General features: G+C 70.4%; 13 protein-coding genes. 9 read left to right on the top strand and 4 right to left on the bottom strand.

Annotated elements, in window-relative coordinates:
• Positions 1-2: 2 nt before the first annotated feature.
• The 3 genes from OG440_RS25590 to OG440_RS25580 form a co-directional block, all read right to left on the bottom strand.
• On the bottom strand, positions 3-296 hold the full coding sequence (locus OG440_RS25590; RefSeq protein ID WP_406009119.1) for a putative quinol monooxygenase: 294 nt from the start codon (positions 294-296) through the stop codon (positions 3-5).
• A gap of 62 nt (positions 297-358) precedes the next feature.
• Positions 359-2920, bottom strand: coding sequence for a GH32 C-terminal domain-containing protein (locus OG440_RS25585; RefSeq protein ID WP_406009118.1), 2562 nt, complete (start codon positions 2918-2920; stop codon positions 359-361).
• Positions 2921-3142: 222 nt separating this feature from the next.
• Positions 3143-4105 (bottom strand): carbohydrate kinase, encoded by a 963-nt coding sequence (locus tag OG440_RS25580; RefSeq protein ID WP_406009117.1) that lies wholly within the window; start codon positions 4103-4105, stop codon positions 3143-3145.
• Positions 4106-4364: 259 nt separating this feature from the next.
• Between OG440_RS25580 and OG440_RS25575 the strand changes: the two genes are divergently transcribed.
• The 4 genes from OG440_RS25575 (at position 4365) to OG440_RS25560 (ending at position 8474) form a co-directional block, all read left to right on the top strand.
• Positions 4365-5381: a sugar ABC transporter substrate-binding protein gene (locus OG440_RS25575; RefSeq protein WP_406009116.1), complete on the top strand. Its 1017-nt coding sequence runs from the start codon at positions 4365-4367 to the stop codon at positions 5379-5381.
• 152 nt (positions 5382-5533) lie between these two features.
• Positions 5534-6529 carry an ABC transporter permease gene (locus OG440_RS25570; RefSeq protein WP_406009115.1) on the top strand — a complete coding sequence of 332 codons (996 nt, stop codon included), beginning with the start codon at positions 5534-5536 and terminating at the stop codon, positions 6527-6529.
• Positions 6526-7365 (top strand): ATP-binding cassette domain-containing protein, encoded by an 840-nt coding sequence (locus tag OG440_RS25565; protein WP_406009114.1) that lies wholly within the window; start codon positions 6526-6528, stop codon positions 7363-7365. The genes OG440_RS25570 and OG440_RS25565 overlap by 4 nt, the downstream gene beginning before the upstream one ends.
• A 77-nt stretch (positions 7366-7442) precedes the next feature.
• Positions 7443-8474, top strand: coding sequence for a LacI family DNA-binding transcriptional regulator (locus tag OG440_RS25560; protein ID WP_406009113.1), 1032 nt, complete (start codon positions 7443-7445; stop codon positions 8472-8474).
• Positions 8475-8602: 128 nt separating this feature from the next.
• Here the strand turns inward: OG440_RS25560 and OG440_RS25555 are convergent, their stop codons facing one another.
• Positions 8603-10054, bottom strand: a complete 1452-nt coding sequence (locus tag OG440_RS25555) for an amino acid permease (RefSeq protein ID WP_406009112.1) — start codon at positions 10052-10054, stop codon at positions 8603-8605.
• Between the two features lie 783 nt (positions 10055-10837).
• Between OG440_RS25555 and OG440_RS25550 the strand changes: the two genes are divergently transcribed.
• From OG440_RS25550 to OG440_RS25530, 5 genes are all read left to right on the top strand, one after another.
• Positions 10838-11572, top strand: a complete 735-nt coding sequence (locus OG440_RS25550) for a FadR/GntR family transcriptional regulator (protein WP_406009111.1) — start codon at positions 10838-10840, stop codon at positions 11570-11572.
• 73 nt (positions 11573-11645) lie between these two features.
• Positions 11646-13115, top strand: a complete 1470-nt coding sequence (locus tag OG440_RS25545) for an APC family permease (RefSeq protein WP_406009110.1) — start codon at positions 11646-11648, stop codon at positions 13113-13115.
• Positions 13116-13415: 300 nt separating this feature from the next.
• A complete protein-coding gene (locus OG440_RS25540; protein ID WP_406009109.1) occupies positions 13416-14369 on the top strand; it encodes a hypothetical protein in 954 nt (317 codons plus the stop codon).
• Positions 14370-14571: 202 nt separating this feature from the next.
• Complete coding sequence (locus OG440_RS25535) at positions 14572-15747, top strand: hypothetical protein (RefSeq protein ID WP_406009108.1); 1176 nt, start codon at positions 14572-14574, stop codon at positions 15745-15747.
• A gap of 266 nt (positions 15748-16013) precedes the next feature.
• Complete coding sequence (locus tag OG440_RS25530; RefSeq protein ID WP_406009107.1) at positions 16014-17852, top strand: glycoside hydrolase family 15 protein; 1839 nt, start codon at positions 16014-16016, stop codon at positions 17850-17852.
• Positions 17853-17937 lie beyond the last annotated feature (85 nt).

Raw genomic sequence — 17937 nt, 5'->3', positions numbered from 1 at the left:
CGTCACGCCGCCGGATCGAGGAACGTCAGCACGGAGGCGTCCTCCTCTATCAGCGGGACGAGGGCGGCGTTGAAAGGGCCGCCGTACGGGGCGTTCAGGTGCGCCTGGAAGGCCTCCTCGTCCCGGTACGTCTCGAAGATCCAGAAGGCGCGTGGCTCGGCCGCCTTGGTGTAGACGTCGAAGGCGATGTTGCCTTCCTCCTCCCGCACCCTCAGGGCGTAGTCGCCGATCAGGCGGACGACCTCGTCCTGCGTTCCCTCACGGGCGGTGAACTCGGCGAGCAGGGTCTTCTTCACGGTCTCGTGTCCTTGTCGGTCGGGTGATGACGGCCGTGCGGTGACGGCCGTGTCGTGGGGTGTCACTCGTGGGCGGAGCCGAGGTGCCGGACGACGGCCTCGTCCAGCCTCACCGCGCCGTTCTCGGCGAAGACCCGCACCCCCTGACTGGCGGGGTCGGGGAAGATCTGGTCGGTGATCGCGACCTCGCCGCTCCCGCCGAAGACCTCGACGGACGACCGGTCGACCAGGATCCGCAGCTTCACCTTGCCGTTCTCGGCCCGCAGCGGTGCGGTCTGGACTCCGGGGAAGGTGCTGTCGAAGTCGACGGCGCCGGAGTGGGTACGGTCGACGTACAGCTCCTGTGCCGTGGTGTCGTAGCCGATGACGGTCTCCTCTCCGTCGGCTCCCGTGCGGACCTTCAAGCCGAACCGGTCGGCGTCCTGGAGGGAGAAGGTCGCCTCGATGTCGAGGGTCGTGCCCTGCGCGGCGGGGCCGATCAGGGGCGTGGACGTGTCCTCGACGGTGACGCCGGACGCGGACACCGGGTGCGGCTGCCACAGGGACCTCACGCTGTTCACGGGCTGGCTGATCAGCCGGACGCGGCCGTCGACGGTACGCAGGCCCATCGTCCGGGGGATGCTCTGCGCGCCGCGCCAGGGGGAGGTGGGGATTGTCCCGCCGTAGTCCCAGTTGTTCATCCAGCCGATCATGTACCGCTTGCCGCCCGGCGCGTCCTCCCAGGACACCGCCGCGTAGTAGTCCTTGCCGTAGTCGGCCCAGTCGGCGCGCTGGACGACGGACTTCGCGGGCGTGTCCGCGGTGGTGAACCGGTCGGCGAGGACGTGGCCCCAGCCGCCGGTGTTCAGGTCGACGAGCTGGATCCGCGCCTGTTCGCCGGCATAGGGGCGCAGGTCGAAGGAGGCCCAGTCCAGGGTCTCGCTGTTCGAACCGGTGGCGCTGCGGACGACCTTGCCGTCGACGATCAGGTTGACGGCCGTCTCCTGGGAGACGGGCCGGGCCCGGGTGTCCGAGAGCACGACGTGGTCGACGTTGAGGTGCCCCCAGCCGCCGCTGTTGTCGTCGACGATCTTGACCTGGGCCTGCTTCCCGGCGAGGTCCTTGACGTCCCAGGAGGCCCAGTCGAGTGCCTCGTCGTCCTGTCCGGTGGTGCTGCGGACCACCTTGCCGTCGACGAGGAGTTCGACGGCGGTGGGGTGGTCGGAGCCGGCGGGGTGGTCGCCGCCGCCGACGAGGAAGTCGACGTAGTCCATGTCGAGGGTGAACTCGGGCGAGGTCAGGGTGCCGGTGCCGGAGTCGCCGTTCGCATAGCTGTTGACCAGGCCGCTCCCCAGGAAGCCGGAGACCTTCTGCTGGTCGGGGAGGGTGCCGGTGGCCGGTGCCGTGCCGAAGGCGTCTCCGGTGGCCGTCCAGCCGCCGTAGGTGCCGCCCTCGAAGTCGCCGAGGACCGTGCCGGCGGGCGGCGGCTCCTGCTCGGTCGCCGTGCCGTCCACGTGCGGGTGCCGGCCGCCACCGACCTTGAAGTTCAGGTACTTGCTGTCGACGGTGAAGGAGGGCGAGGTCAGGGTGCCGGTGGTGCCGTCACCCGAGTGGAAGCTGTTGGCGAGGCCCGTGCCGTCGAAACCGCCGACCGTGCCCTGACCGTCCACCGCCCCGGCCGCCGGCGCCTGGCCGAACGCGGTCCCCGTGGTCGTCCACGAGCCGAAGTCTGTGCCCTCGAAGTCCTGCACCACCGTGCCGGCGGGCGGGGTGTACGTGCCCTTGTCCTCGGCCGTGAACTTCGTGCCGTCGAAGTCGCCGACGAAGTACTGGGCGGCCGAACCGCCCGCGATGCCACCGGGGTTGATGTTGACGACCAGGACCCACTTGATCTTCTTCTTGTCCCCGTCGACGGCGAGGGGGAAGAGGTCGGGGCACTCCCACACGCCGCCCGTCGCGCCGGACGGCCCGAACTCGCTCTGCAGGTTCCAGTCCTTGAGGTTCTTCGACGAGTAGAACCGCACCTTGTGCTCGGCGGACATCGACACCGTCATCAGCCAGCTCCGCGTGGGCGCGTACCACTGGACCTTGGGGTCCCGGAAGTCCTTGGAGCCGATGTCGAGGACGGGATTGCCCTGGTACTTGGTCCAGGTGCGGCCGCGGTCGGTGCTGTAGGCGAGCGACTGGGCCTGTACGCCCGTGTCCTTGCGGTAGCTGGTGTAGACGGCCACCATGGCCGGGTTCGCCTTCGTGCCGAAGCCGGTGGAGTTGTCCCGGTCGATGACCGCGCTGCCGGAGAACACCATCTCCTGGTCGTCGTGCGACAGGGCGAGCGGCAGCTGCTCCCAGTGCACGAGGTCGGTGCTCACCGCGTGGCCCCAGGACATGTCGCCCCAGGAGTTGCCGTTCGGGTTGTACTGGTAGAAGAGGTGGTATTCGCCCTGGTAGTACACGAGGCCGTTGGGATCGTTCATCCAGTTCTTCTCCGGCGTGAAGTGGAACTGGGGCCTGTAGGTCTCGGAGTACGGCGGGGTGTCGGCGGCCACGGCCCGGGGGGCGAGCGGGGCTGCGGACAGGGTGCAGACGGTCGCCACCGCCGCCATCATCCGCACCCGGGCATGCCGGGCTGCATGCCTTGAACTCATGGGGTCTCCTGTCCCTCGGCCTCCGCCAGGCCGAGCCTTACGGCTCCGCCGTGGACCGACCGACGCGTGACGTCCCGGCCGACGTCGTCGTCCACGCCGTCGGCACAGGGTGTCATCGTTGACTTGTGTCATCGATGACATCGAGTGGCCCGATGGTGGGCGAGACACGGCCGCCGCGTCAACGGTTCGCGCGGAAAACGCCCGGCGCGGACCGCCCGTCCGTCAGGCGGCGTCGGTGGTCGCCGGCTGTGCCAGTTGGTCCCGCCACGGCGGGTTGGGGCCGGCGACCGAGCAGGTCAGGGCCGCGACCCGGGCGGCGAACCGGCATGCTTCGGCGACATCTCCGAGACCGAGGCCGGTCAGTCGGCCACCGAGGAGGCCGCGGGCCCCGAGGTGGTGCAGCAGGCCGGCGGTGAAGGAATCCCCCGCGCCGACCGTGTCGACGACCCGCGTGGACACGGCGGGGATCCGCAGCCGTTCGCCGTCGAGCGAGACCAGGGCGCCGTCGCCGCCGAGCGTGATCACGACGAGCCGTACGCCCGCGGCGTGCCAGAGGTCGCACGCCTGCTCGGGCGGGGTGCCCGGCAGCAGCAGTTCCAGGTCGTCCTCGCTCAGCCGCAGGATGTCGGCGAGGGCGCACCACCGCGCCAGCCGGGCGCGGTAGACCTCGGGGGCCACCAGCAGCGGCCGGACGTTGGGATCGATGCTGACGGTGGCCCGCGCGGCAGCCGCCGCCAGGAACTCCTCCACGACCATCCCGCCCGGCTCGCGGACCAGCGCCAGCGACCCCGTGTGCACACAGGCCGTTTCGGACAGATCCGCTCCGGCCAGTTCGCCCGCAGTCCACTGCCAGTCGGCCGTGCTCTGCGCGTGGAACGAGAACGCGGCCTGTCCGGTGGCGTCCAATTCCGCCACGGCCAGCGTGCTGGGCTCGGCGGCGGCAACGGCGTACGACAGGTCCACGCCGGAGGCCTCGAGGTGCGCCCGGAAGAGCCGGCCGAACACATCGCCGGACAGCCGGGCCAGGAAGCGGGCCGGGGTGCCCAGCCGGGCCAGGGCCACCGCCGTGTTCGCGGGCCCGCCGCCCGGCAGCACCCGCAGGACGAGTTCGTTCGAGGCGTTCGCCGGTTCGGTGAAGGCGTCCGCGACGCACTCTCCCAGAACGGTGATCTGACGCGGGCTCATGGGCTGCTCTCCCTCGGAAAGTGCTCGGAAGGACCGGGCGAAGGGCCGCGCGGCGACACAGGCGCCGACCGGCTGCGCGGCGACGGCGATGACGGACGTTGCCGATTCGTGACGGGTGGAAGGCATTGACGTTGCCGGGATGCGGAGTCCATCATCCTCGCCAGGCAGTGTCAACGATGACATAAGTCAACGATGACACTCCCGGGCGGCATGCTCTGATCCCGCCCTCGTGCCGCCCGCTATCCCACAGGAGTCGATCATGTCTCGCACCACTCGCCTGTCCTCCTCCCTCCTCAGAGTCGCCGCGGTCACGGGCGTCACGGCCCTCACCCTGACGGCCTGCGGTTCCGGCTCCGGTTCGGACTCCACGAGCTCCGGCTCGGGCAGCGTCAAGGTCGGCCTGATCACCAAGACCGACACCAACCCGTTCTTCGTGAAGATGAAGGAGGGCGCGGAGAAGGCCGCCAAGGAGAACGGCGCGCAACTGTCCACCGCCGCAGGCAAGTTCGACGGGGACAACGCCGGGCAGGTCACCGCCATCGAGAACATGGTCGCCGCCGGGGTGAAGGGCATCCTGATCACCCCGAGCGACTCCAAGGCGATCGTGCCCGCCATCGAGAAGGCCCGCGCCAAGGGCGTCCTGGTCATCGCCCTGGACACGCCGACCGAACCGGAGAGCGCGGTGGACGCCCTCTTCGCCACCGACAACCTCAAGGCCGGCCAGCTGATCGGCGAGTACGCCAAGGCCGCCATGAAGGGCAAGACGGCGAAGATAGCCGCCCTCGACCTGGCCCCGGGCGTCTCCGTCGGCATCCAGCGGCACAACGGTTTCCTGAAGGGTTTCGGCGCCACCGACAAGGACGTCGTGTGCGCCCAGGACACCGGCGGTGACCAGGCCAAGGGCCAGACCGCGATGGAGAACTGCCTCCAGAAGTCGCCCGACATCAACGTCGTCTACACCATCAACGAACCGGCCGCCCTGGGCGCGTACACCGCGCTGAAGGCCAAGGGCCGGGAGAAGGACGTGCTGATCGTCTCCGTCGACGGCGGCTGCACCGGCACCCAGGCCGTCAAGGACGGCAAGATCGCCGCGACTTCGCAGCAGTACCCGCTGAAGATGGCCGCCGAGGGCGTCAAGGCCGTCGTGACGTACGCCAAGGACGGCAAGAAGGCCTCCGGTTACACCGACACCGGCGTCACCCTGATCACCGACAAGGCGCAGGACGGCGTCACGTCGAAGGACACCGGCTACGGCCTGGAGAACTGCTGGGGCTGAGCCACGCCCCCGGACCGCGCCGAGCCGCCACTCCCCCCGGCGGGGCGGTCGGCCCACCTCCCCGACCGGGGACGACGACCGCCCCCTTGTCCCGGCGGGGCCTGTGCCCTCGTCCTCCGACAAGGACATCTGTCTTCCGACAAGGATTTCGCATGACAGCCACGACCACCCCGTACGCCGAGCTCAAAGCACCGACCACGGCCCGCAGACTGCTCACGGCGCCGACCACGGGCCCGCTGGTCGCCCTCCTCCTGGCCTGCGCCTTCTTCTCCGTCTCGACCGACCAGTTCCTCACCGGCGGGAACTTCTCGCTGATCGTGCAGCAGGTCATGGTCGTCGGCACGCTCGCCATCGGACAGACCCTGATCATCCTCACGGCGGGTATCGACCTGTCCTGCGGGGCCGTGATGGCCTTCGGCAGCATCGTGATCGCCAAGATGGCGGCCGAGGGCTCCGTCCCCCCGCTCGTCGCGATCGCGCTGGGCCTCGGGGTCTGCGGTGGCTTCGGACTGCTCAACGGGCTGCTGGTGCAGAAGATCCCGCTGCCGCCGTTCATCGTGACCCTCGGCATGCTCAACGTGGCGTTCGCGCTGACCCACATCTACTCCGAGGAGCAGACGGTCACCAGCCTGCCCGGCTCGCTGACCGCCCTCGGGGAGACCTTCCCCCTCGGCCACACCGACATCACCTACGGCTCCCTGGTCACCATCGCCCTGTTCCTGCTCCTCGCCTACGCGCTGAGCAGCACCGGCTGGGGCCGGCACGTCTACGCCCTGGGCAACAGCCCGGAAGCGGCACGGCTCAACGGCGTCCGCACCTCGCGCCTGACCATCGGCGTCTACACCGTGGCCGGCCTGCTGTACGGCATCGCCGCGCTGCTGCTCATCTCCCGCACCGGGGTCGGCGACCCGCAGGCCGGGCAGACCGACAACCTCGACAGCATCACCGCCGTGGTCCTCGGCGGTACCAGCCTCTTCGGCGGTCGCGGCTCGGTCCTGGGCACCTTCATCGGCGTCCTCATCGTCGGCGTGTTCCGCAACGGCCTCCAGCTGATGGGCGTCGCCTCCATCTACCAGACCCTGATCACCGGCGTCCTGGTGATCCTCGCGGTGACCGTCGACCAGATCTCCCGAAGGAAGGCACGATGACCGCCACCATCACCGCCCCCACGCCCGTCCTGCAGGCCCGCGGCCTGGTCAAGCGGTACGGCCAGGTCACCGCCATCGACGGCGCCGACTTCGACCTGCTGCCCGGCGAGGTCCTCGCCGTCATCGGCGACAACGGCGCCGGCAAGACCAGCCTGATCAAGGCGCTCACCGGCGCCGTGACGCCCGACGCGGGCGAGATACGCCTCAACGGAGAACCCATCGCCTTCTCCGGTCCGCAGAGCGCACGCGCCCACGGCATCGAGACGGTGTATCAGGATCTGGCCGTGGCCGCCTCCATGGACATCGCCTCCAACATGTTCCTCGGCCGCGAGCTCCGCCGCCCCGGCGTCCTCGGCAGCGTCTTCCGGATGCTGGACAAGAAGCGCATGCGCCAGGAGGCCGCCGAGCACATGGCGGACCTGAAGATCGGGCTGCGTTCGCTGACCCAGTCGGTGGAGACGCTCTCCGGCGGACAGCGGCAGGCCGTCGCGGTCGCCCGTTCCGTCGCCTGGGCCCGCAGCGTCGTCGTCATGGACGAACCCACCGCCGCCCTCGGCGTCAAGGAGTCCGGTCAGGTCCTGGACCTCATCCGCCGGGTCCGCGACAAGGGCATGCCGGTCGTCCTGATCAGCCACAACATGCCACACGTCTTCGAGATCGCCGACCGGATCCACGTCCACCGCCTCGGCCGGCGCGCTGCCGTGATCAAACCCTCCGACTACTCCATGGCCGAGGTCGTCGCCATCATGACCGGTGCCCTCACCGTCGACGCGGCCGGAGATACTGTCGTAGCGGATTCGGAGGCCGCGAAGGCCGCCGGAGTCCAGGCCACCTGACAGCACAACACCCAGCTCTCGTATGTCCGGCCGAGGCCGCGGCCGGGACCGAGAGCCCTCAGGAGACGGTTTCCTCCATGGCAGCGAACCGCCGCCCTACCCTGGCCGACGTCGCCCGCGAAGTCGGCGTCAGCGCCAAGACGGTCTCCCGAGTCCTCAACGAGGACGGGCCCGCCTCCGCGCAGACCAGGGAACAGGTGCTCGCCGCAGTGGCCAAGCTCGGCTTCCAGCCGAACCTCATGGCCCGCAACATCCGCGTCGGCGGCCCGGACACCACGATCGGCCTGGTCATCCCCGACCTGGCCAACCCCTTCTTCGGAGCCGTGGCCCGCGCCATCGAGGACACCGTCCGCGACCGCGGCCTGACCCTGCTCATGGGCTCCTCCGCCGACGACCCCGAGCGTGAACGCGCCCTGACGGACAAGTTCCTCGCCCGCCGCGTCAGCATCCTGATCGTGGTTCCGTCCGTCGGCGCCTGCCACACCCACCTGAAGTCCCACCGTACGGCGGGCCTGCCCGTGATCTTCCTCGACCGACCCGGAGTCGATCTCGCCACGGACAGCATCGTCAGCTCCAACCGCGCCGGAGCCCACGACGGCGTGGCCCATCTCATCGCCCACGGCCACCGGCGTATCGGCCTCGTCGGTGACCTCCCCACCAAGCTCTACACCCGCCGCGAGCGCCTGGCCGGCTACCGGTCCGCGCTCCAGGAGGCCGACATCCCCTACGACCGCGCGCTCGTCGCCAACGCCCACGACCAGCAGGGCGCCCAGACCGCGACCGGCCGGCTTCTCGGCCTGGCCGATCCCCCCACCGCCCTGTTCGCCGGCAACAACATCATGGCGCTGGGCATCGTCGCCGAACTCGCCCGCACCAAGCGCAAGGACGTCGCTTTCGTCGCCTTCGACGAGGTGCCGCTCGCCGAGGCGCTCGAACCGGCCCTGACCGTCGTCGCCCAGGACGCGGAGGAACTCGGCAAGGCCGCCGCGACCACCGCGCTGGCCCGACTCGACGGTGACCGCACCCGCGCCCGCACCATCACCGTCCCCACCCGGCTGATCGTCCGGGGCTCGGGCGAGCTCCCCGTCCCCGCACACCGGCAATCGTGAGCAGCGCCGTACGACCGGCCGAGGCCCGGCCCGTCGTACGGCGCTGTCGGACGTCTGCGCAGGTCGCAGCCGGTGACGCGAGGGAAGCCGCGTCACCGGCGGAGGGGCGGCCCCGCGGGCCCCGGCCGCTACGAGGGCAGGGCCGCCTCCTGCCGGGCCCTCCGTGACAGCCGGTTGCGGATCAGCGCGAAGGCCACCACACCCGCGGCCACCAGGGTGGACAGGACCACCTGGTCCCGGCCGCCGCCGGAGGCGGTGTCGGTGAGCATGTAGCCGAGCACGAACACGATCAGGGCGATGGTGGCCCAGGTCAGGTACGGGAAGAGCCACATGCGCACGACGAGCTTCTCCGGTGCCTCCGCCTGGATGATCCGGCGCATGCGCAGCTGCGAGAAGCAGATCACCAGCCAGACGAACAGGGCGATGGCGCCCGAGGAGTTGAGCAGGAACAGGAAGACGGTGTCGGGCCAGGCGTAGTTGAAGAACACCGCGACGAAGCCGAAGACGACCGAGGCGAGGATCGCGGTCTGCGGCACGCCCTGGCGCTTGGTGCGGCCGAAGGCGGCGGGGGCGTCGCCGCGGCGGCCGAGGGAGAAGGCCATGCGGGAGGCGGTGTAGAGGCCGGAGTTCAGGCAGGACAACACCGAGGTGAGCACGATGAAGTTCATGACCTGACCGGCGTGCGCGATCCCCAGGGAGTCCAGGGCGGCGACGTACGAGCCGTCCTCGGTGATGGCCGCGGAGTTCCAGGGCAGCAGGGTCAGCACGATGAAGATCGAGCCGAGGTAGAACACGCCGATCCGCCAGATGACGCTGTTGGTGGCCTTGGTGACCGCGCGCTGGGGGTCCTCGGACTCCCCCGCCGCCAGCGTGACGATCTCGCTGCCCATGAAGGAGAAGACCACCATCAGCACCCCGGTGAGGATCTTGCCGGGTCCGTTGGGCAGGAAGCCGCCGTGCGCGGTGAGGTTGGACAGCCCCGCGGTGTCGCTGTGCGTGCCCGGAAGTATCCCGAAGACCGCCAGGAGGCCGACCCCGATGAACGCGGCGATCGCGACGACCTTGATCCCGGCGAACCAGAACTCGAACTCGCCGTAGGAGGCGACCGAGGCGAGGTTGGAGACGGTCAGCACGATCATCACGATCAGGGCCCAGGCCCACTGCGGCACGCCCGGCATCCAGCCTTCGAGGATCTTCGCGCCGGCGGTCGCCTCGACGGCGAGCACCACGACCCAGAAGAACCAGTACAGCCAGCCGATGGAGAACCCGGCCCAGCGGCCGAGCGCGCGGTCGGCGTAGGCGGAGAAGGAACCGGAGGTCGGGTTCGCGGCGGCCATCTCCCCCAGCATGCGCATCACGAGCACGACCAGGGCGCCCACCAGGGCGTACGAGACGAGGATGCCGGGCCCCGCGGCGGCGATGCCGGAGCCGGAGCCGACGAACAGGCCCGCGCCGATCACCCCGCCGATGGCGATCATCGACAGGTGACGGTTCTTCAATCCGGCCTGCAAGCCGGATTCTGCCGGGGTGCTTTCGGTGGTGACCGTATCGGGAGCGGTGACAGGGGGACGTGTTGTCATCTCGACATCCAGGGGAGTGGCGGGACAAGGGACGGTTCCGGCGGTATCGGACGGGGAGGCCGCAGGGAGTTCGCCGGGCATGGCATGGGGGGTGCCGGGTCGGGGACGGGGCCGGGGTGGCGATCACGGTCGTGGGGAGGGCATGGTGAACCACGGCCGCCGGACCCGGTATCCGCTGCATCGGTCGCCCGGTGACGCTCAGGAAAATAGTTCACGGCGATCAAAAAAAACAAGGGTCCCGGCCGCCCGCCCGACGGCTTCCGCGCCCCGCCACCCCGGACACCCACGCCCCGCGGACACCCGCCCCCACCCCGGCCGGGCACCCCGCAGACGCGCCGATCGAGGGGCGAATCCGCTGGTCAGGACCATGATGGCCCGACCGTCGGCCCCACCCCCTCCCCCGGCTCCGGGACCGGCCATGGCGAGGTCTTGTTTAACTGTTCACCTTGCTCTAATTTTTCCTGCATCGCGGCCACCCCCGCCCCCTGGAGCCCTCATGCACCACATGCAGCACCCGCACCGCATGCGACCCCCGCACCACACCGCGGCGCTGTCGCGGGAACCACCGTCGGCGCTTCCCTCCCACCCGGGATCCGCGCGCACCCGCCTCCGGCGGTGCGGCCGTCGAAAAGCCGGCGCGGGACACCGACCCGCGTGAGCCCCTCCCCCACGACACGGAACGCGGGCCGGCCGGTCGAGGCCGCGTGCCGGACCCGGCCCGGCGCGCCGGACCGCGGCCGTCGCGGGCCGCGACCGCGTTCAGCAGGCCGTTAGGGTGGCGTCGTGGTGAATGCAGCGGGCAAGTTCGGGCCTTATCACCAGCCGGGCCCGGCTCGGACGACGTCGGTCACCGGCGTGGGATCCGCCCGCGCCCTGCCCGGCGCGGGCCAGAGCGGCTCCGATCTCGTCCGGTCGAGGATCGCCCTGCGGGTACGCCTTCGCTCCGTGCGGCCGGGAGACCGGCTTCCGGATGCCGGGGCCCTCGCCGAGGAACTGGGGATCAGCGAGATCACCGTCCGTCGCGCGCTGGAGGGCATGTGCCAGGACGGCCTGCTCGACCGCCGGCGCGGACGGGCGGGCGGAACCTTCGTCGCGCAGGACTGGGACACCGTCCTCGCCGTGATGCACGACGCCGAGGAGGCGGCCTCACTGGACGCCTTCCATCTGCTGCTCGAATGCGGCCTGGTCGCGCACGGTTCGGGAGAGGTCCCGGCCGAGCGGCTGGAAGGGCTGCGGCCACTGGTCGAGGAGATGGAACGGGCCGACGACCCGGCCCGCCTGGCCGAGTTGGAGGCCCGCTTCCACCTGGACCTCGCGGAGGTGCTCGGCGGCGCCGCGATCCGCGAGGTCGCCGCCGATCTGCTCGGCCGGCTCTGCCTGCTGCTGCCCGCACCCCAGCCCGCGGAGGTACGGGCGCAGAACCACTGCCACGCCGAACTGCTCACCGAACTGGGCCGGGGCGCGACCGATCCGGCCGTGCAGGCGGTGAAGGCACACCAGCGTTCCCGGCACGGCTGACGCCCGGTCGGGCCGGCCCGGCCGTCGAGAACCCGCGCACCCATCAGGCCCCACCGCACAAGGAGTTGCCGCCATGCCCGACCCCGGAGCCGGTCCGCTGTCCCCGCCGGGTCCCCACGGCGACGCGCCGCAGCGGCTGCGTGGCGGCGTCCTCGGCATGGCCGACATCGCCGCCGCCACGATGGCCAACGTCGGCCCGGCCATGAGCTTCTTCTTCGGTTTCGCCTTCCTGGCCACCACCGCGGGCGTGGCGTCACCGCTGACCATCGTCGCCGCGGGCGTCGCGGTCGCGCTGCTCGGCAACACCCTGGCGGAGTTCTCCCGGGCGCACCCCTCGGCGGGCAGCTTCACCACCTTCGTGGGCAAGACCTTCGGACCGGTCAGCGCGGTGACCACCGCACTGCTCGCGGGGCTGGGCTACATCATCGCGATGGCCTCCGTCATCGCCATCTCCGGCGGGTTCGTGCAGATCACCCTGTACCACTACACCGGCGTGGACCTGCCGTGGATCATCTGGACACTGCTGCTCACCGGGCTGGCCGTGGGGCTGATGCTGCGGGGGGTGGTCGTCTCCACCAAGTGGGCCGGCTACTTCTTCGGCGTGGAGATGCTGGTACTGGCCGTGGTCTCGGTCGCGGCGCTCGTGGAACACCGCGGCGCTCTGTCCCTCGACCCGTTCCTGCCCAGCCACATCAGCCACGGCTTCAAGGGGCTGGCGGCGGGATTCCCCCTGGCCGTGTACCTGTTCGTCGGCTGGGAGAACTCGGCCGCGCTCGCCGAGGAGACGGAGAATCCGCGGCGCAACGTCGGCCGCGCCGTGTTCTCCTCCATCGCGATCATGACGGTGAGTTACGTCGTCTTCGCCTACGCCACGGTGACCGGCTTCGGCTACGACGTGAACAGACTCGGGGCCTCCCCGATCCCGTTCGTCGAAGTGGCCCAGCACACCCTCGGCGCGCTGGCCTTCCTCACCTATCTCGGCGGTCTGACCTCCACGCTCGGCGTGCTGATCGCCGGCATCAACTCCCAGGCCCGCCTGGTGTTCAACGCCGGCCGCGAGGGTCTCCTCCCGTCCTTCTTCGGCTACGTGCACCCCACCCGCCGCACACCGAACAACGCGATCGTCACCTTCGCCGCCACCGCTCTGCTGATCATCGGCGGCTGGGGCCTGGGCCACCTGCTGGGGTCCGGCGACGGCTCGATGAACCCGGTGGTCTTCTTCACCGAGTCCTCCACCCTCGGCACCATCCTGATCCTGCTGGTCTACCTCGCCTCCAACCTCGCCCTGCCCCTGTACTACCGCAGGTACCGACCGCAGGAGTTCCGGGTGGTCCGGCACCTGGTGCTGCCCGCGCTCGGCACGCTGGCCATCCTGGTCCCGCTGTACTACCTCGCCAAGCCGGGCCAGCCCGCACCGTACAACTGGTTCCCCTACGCGGCGCTGGCCGCCCTCCTCGCCGCCGTCGGCTACGCGGCCCTGCTGGTCCGCCGCGACCCGACCCTGGCCGACCGCGTCGGCTCCGTCGTCGCCGACGCGGACTGAACCCGGCCCCTGCTCGCCGGCGAGACCAGCCGGCAGAAGGGTGCCCCGGCCTCGGGCCGGCCCTCGCCCGCCGGTGCAGCCGGATGCGTCAGCGGACGTTCTGCCCCACAGTGGAACTACGGGCCCCCTGTAGAGCCTTTCGAACGCCGGCACGCCCGCGGAGGCCATGTCTCTCCGGCCCCGCACAGCCGTCCTGACCGGATCGCTCCCCCGGCATCCCCAGGCATCCCGATGCGGCATCCCCATGCGGCATCCCTGACATCCCTTGCCTGTCCGTCACGCCCAGGAAGGTCGAGTGAGATGAACGCCTTTCCCAAACCCGTGATCGACGCCATGTCGGCTCGTGCCATGCGTCTGCACCACATGCTGTGGCACACCGCTCGCGACTCCTGGACGGCTCTGACACCGGCGCAGCAGGAGGTGTTCCACCACCACGGCTGGGCGCCGCCGCGCCCGTCCCTGACGGCGCCGGACCCTGTCACCGGGAATCGCTCCGTCGACGTCGGCAACGGCTCGGGTGAGGACTTCCTGTTCATGCACCGGCAGATGATCGCCGCAGTCGACGAGATCCTCGCCGAGGCCGGGGACCCGCAGCATCCCCGCGTGGAGGGGTGGCCGACGATTCCCACCCCGCAGGACGCCGAGTACCCGGTACCGCCCGCGTTCGACGTCCCGCACGACATCGAGACCGCCGAGGCCATCCGCGGCGCCAAGACGCAGGAGTCGTTCGACCAGATCCGCGAGTGGGAGGCGAGGTTCACCGACCCGGTGAAACTGCGCGCGATGTCGCTCGGCCAACTGGGCGCCCGGATCGAGTTCGGCATCCACAACAGGCTGCATCTGCGCTGGTCGGCGGAGCTGCCCGAATATCGGCCGGGCGGGGACGCGTTCAGCGTCGACACCCGGTGGGACGACGCGACGTACGACTGGCTCGCCGACACCTACTCCGCCCACGTGAACCCGCTCTTCTGGAAGCTCCACGGCTGGGTGGACGCCCGGATCGACGACTGGATGGCGGCCAACGGGCTGGCCGGGCCGGTCCCGTGGAGTTTCGATCCGCCCTGGAGCGGACCCGAGGGCGGTCACGACCATCACCATCACGCCATCGTCCGCCTCACCCGGCGAGCCCGGCCGGGCAATGCCGAGGCCGACGCCCTGGAGTCGCGTCTCGGCACCATGGAGACCACGGTCGAGCATCTGAGGCAGGCGGGCGTGAGCGAACCCGCTCGCTTCGTCGTCCACGACGACGTCTGACCCCCGGCCACCCCGTACTCCGTTCGCGGTGAGGGATCTCCAGCGTCAGCTCAGGACCGCTGGGCGCCAGGTGCCCGCGTGTCACGGCACCTTGAGGTCGCATCAGGAATCCCCATCCCCGTCCCCACCCTCTTCCTCCTTCCGAATCCCCTTCCGCACTCCTCCCGCTTCACTCCCGCTCGGCTCGATCCGGAGAGCAGCCATGGCCGAATTCACTGTGAACACCACGAAATCCGGTGAGCAGACCCAGCCCGCCGTCACCTCCCTGCTCGGCTCGGAATTCATGGCCTTGTGGGCGGACGAGCACGACTTCACCATCAAGGGCCAGTTCCTGGGACTCCAGGGCAACAAACTCGGTGCCGAGTTCACGGTCGGCTCCCAGCCTGCGGAGGGCGCCGGGAGCCGTCCGCAGTGGCCGTCCGTCCTGGCCGCGGGCTTCAGCACCCAGTTCGCCGTCTGGCTGGAGACGCCCTTCGGCGTCCCGGGCCCCCAGCCGTGCGTGAAACTCCAGCGGTTCCTGGACGGCCACCCGGCCGGCCCCGCGGTGGTGGTCAGCGAGGACGTGGATCCGGAGATCCGGCCGTCCCTCGCGTTCATGATCGACGGGGGTGTGCTCGTCACCTGGGCCGGCCCGCGAGCCGACCGACGCATCCGGGCGAGGAGGTTCGGCCCGGAGGGGAACCCGGCGACGGAGGAGCTCACGATCAACACCACCGAGGGCTTCCACCGCACACCCGCCGCCACGATCCTCATGGACGGGAACTGGGTCGTCGCCTGGTCGACGGACCCCTCCTCGATCGGCGGCGACCGGCTCACGCTGCGGTTCTTCGACTTCGAGGCGAACGCCGTGACCGGGGAGATCCAGCCGAACGTCGGCCACTTCACCGGCGTCAACGGGATCACGCTGCTGGACAGCGGACAGTTCGTCGTCACGAACATCAGCCGCATCGCGGACAGTGACCTGGGCGAACCGCAGACCACCGTGGTGGCGAACATCTTCAAGCCCGACGGCACGAAGACGGTCGACTTCACGGCGGGCAGCCCGAAGCACTTCACCCGGACGTCCCCCGCCCTGTCCCGGCTGCCGGGCGGGCGTTTCCTCATGACGTGGGTCGAGCAGAGCGCGGACACCTTCGAGACCGTCCCCACGGTGATGGCCAAGATCTGCTCCGAGAACGAGGGCTCGCTCAGCGAGAAGGTCCAGGTGAGCTCGGCGGCCCCCGGCAGACGGTTCCAGACGTGCGCCTCCACGGCCTTCGGCAACGGCTCCGAGAGCGCGCTCATCACCTGGGCCGACGACAGCGGACTCGACGGCGACACCGGCAGCGGGGTGCGGGGCCGCACCTTCGACGTCGCGGCCCCCGGAATCCTGGTCTAGCCGACAGCCGACAGCCGATCGTCCGCCGGGTGAGCCGTCCTGAGCCCCGGATCGGTCCGCGGAAGCGGGTCCCGGTCGTCGACGACGTGCGAGCGGGAGGGCGACCGGCCGTCGGCGGCCGAGGGCCCGGGAGGTTCGCGCCTGCGGGAATCTCGCGGGCCCGGGAACGCCGCCTGTCCGGCTCGGCGGGCCGGTCCCGGGTCCCCGGCCTACGCTGGCCGGGGGGCGGCATCCGAGTGACGACGTGTGTCGGAAGGGACGGGCCGATGGCCGAGTACCCGCTGATCGAGAACCACGGCCTGATCGGTGATCTGCAGACCGCGGCGCTGGTCACCACCGACGGAACGGTCGACTGGTTCTGTTGTCCCCGCTTCGACTCACCCAGCGTTTTCGGCGCTCTGCTGGACCAGGACAAGGGCGGACACTGCACGGTCCGGCCGGCCCACGCGACGTACGCGACCAAGCAGTTGTACCTCCCCGACACCGCGATCCTCGTGACCCGGTTCATGACGGAGGCGGGCGCCGGTGAGGTGGTCGACTTCATGCCGGTGACCGGCACGACGGTCACTCCTCGCCACCGGCTGGTCCGCATGATCCGCTGCGTGCGCGGCAACATGACCTTCGAGGTCGACATCGCGCCGCGGTTCGACTACGGGCGCAGGCCGCACGAGGTGCGCCTCAGCGAGCACGGCGCGGTGTTCGCCTCGGAGGGCCTCGAACTGACCGTGCACACGGTCCGTGAACCGGACGACGAGCGCTTGCTGAACTCCCTGACCCGCAGGGACGACGACCTGCACCTCTCGCTGAGTCTGCGGGCGGGTCAGCAGCGCGGAATGATCCTGGAGTCCGCCGCCGACGGGCCGCCCAGGGAGATCCGGCTCGCCGAGTACGAGCAGCTCTTCGGCGACACCATCCGGTTCTGGCGGTCCTGGCTGAGCAAGTCGCGCTACGCGGGACGCTGGCGCGAGGCGGTGGAGCGCTCCGCCGTGACGCTGAAGCTCATGACCTACGCCCCCAGCGGCGCCGTGGTCGCCGCTCCCACCGCGGGGCTGCCCGAACAACCGGGGGGCGAGCGCAACTGGGACTACCGGTTCACGTGGATCCGGGACGCCTCCTTCTCCGTGTACGCCCTGCTGGGCATGGGCTTCACGGAAGAGGCGCAGGCGTTCATCGGATGGCTCGGCGAACGCATCAAGGAACGGGCCGGCGGCGACGGGGGCTCCGGGCCGCTGAACATCATGTACGCGGTCGACGGTTCCTCCGATCTGAAGGAGGAGATCCTGGACCACTGGGAGGGCTACGAACGGTCGGCCCCCGTGCGCATCGGGAACGGTGCCGCCACGCAGCTGCAACTGGACATCTACGGCGAGGCGCTGGACAGCATCTACTTCGCGCACGGGCACGGGATCCATCCGGGGCACCAGGGATGGGCCGAGCTGCTCACCGTCCTCGACTGGCTGGCGGACCACTGGGACCAGGCCGGCGAGGGTCTGTGGGAGACCCGTGGCGGCCGCGAGCACTTCACCTACGGCCGGGTGATGTCCTGGGTCGCGTTCGACCGTGCGCTGCGGCTCGCGGAGGCCAGCGGCCGCCCGGCCACGGCCGGCCGCTGGAACGACGTGCGGGACGCGATCTACGAACAGGTGATGGCACGGGGCTGGAACGAGCCACGCGGGGCCTTCGTCCAGCACTACGGGAGCGACGTGCTCGACTCCTCGCTGCTGCGCATGCCGACGGTCGGCTTCATCACCCCCGACGACCCGATGTGGACCTCCACACTGGACGCGATGGAGCAGGAACTCGTCACCGACAGCCTGGTCTACCGGTACAACCCCGAGGCCTCGCCCGACGGGCTGCGCGGGTCCGAGGGCACCTTTTCGCTGTGCACCTTCATGTACGTCGACGCCCTGGCCCGCGCCGGACGGACCGACCAGGCCAGGCTCGTACTGGAGAAGATGCTCGGATACGCCAACCACCTCGGCCTGTACTCCGAGGAGATCGCCCTGACGGGCCGTCAACTGGGTAACTTCCCGCAGGCGTTCACCCATCTGGCGCTCATCGACGCGGCCATCACCCTGGACGCGGCTCTGAACCGGCGCCCGTAGCCGACCCGGGCCCCGGCCGCTGTGCGCCGGTGAACGCGGAGCCGGGGGCAAGGGAGTCGAAGTCGGGTGACAGCCGGTCGGGGTG

The sequence above is a fragment of the Streptomyces sp. NBC_00637 genome (assembly GCF_045161545.1).
GTDB lineage: Bacteria > Actinomycetota > Actinomycetes > Streptomycetales > Streptomycetaceae > Streptomyces.
The sequence above is the reverse complement of the archived record's forward strand: the minus strand, read 5'-3'. Positions and strand labels throughout refer to the sequence as shown.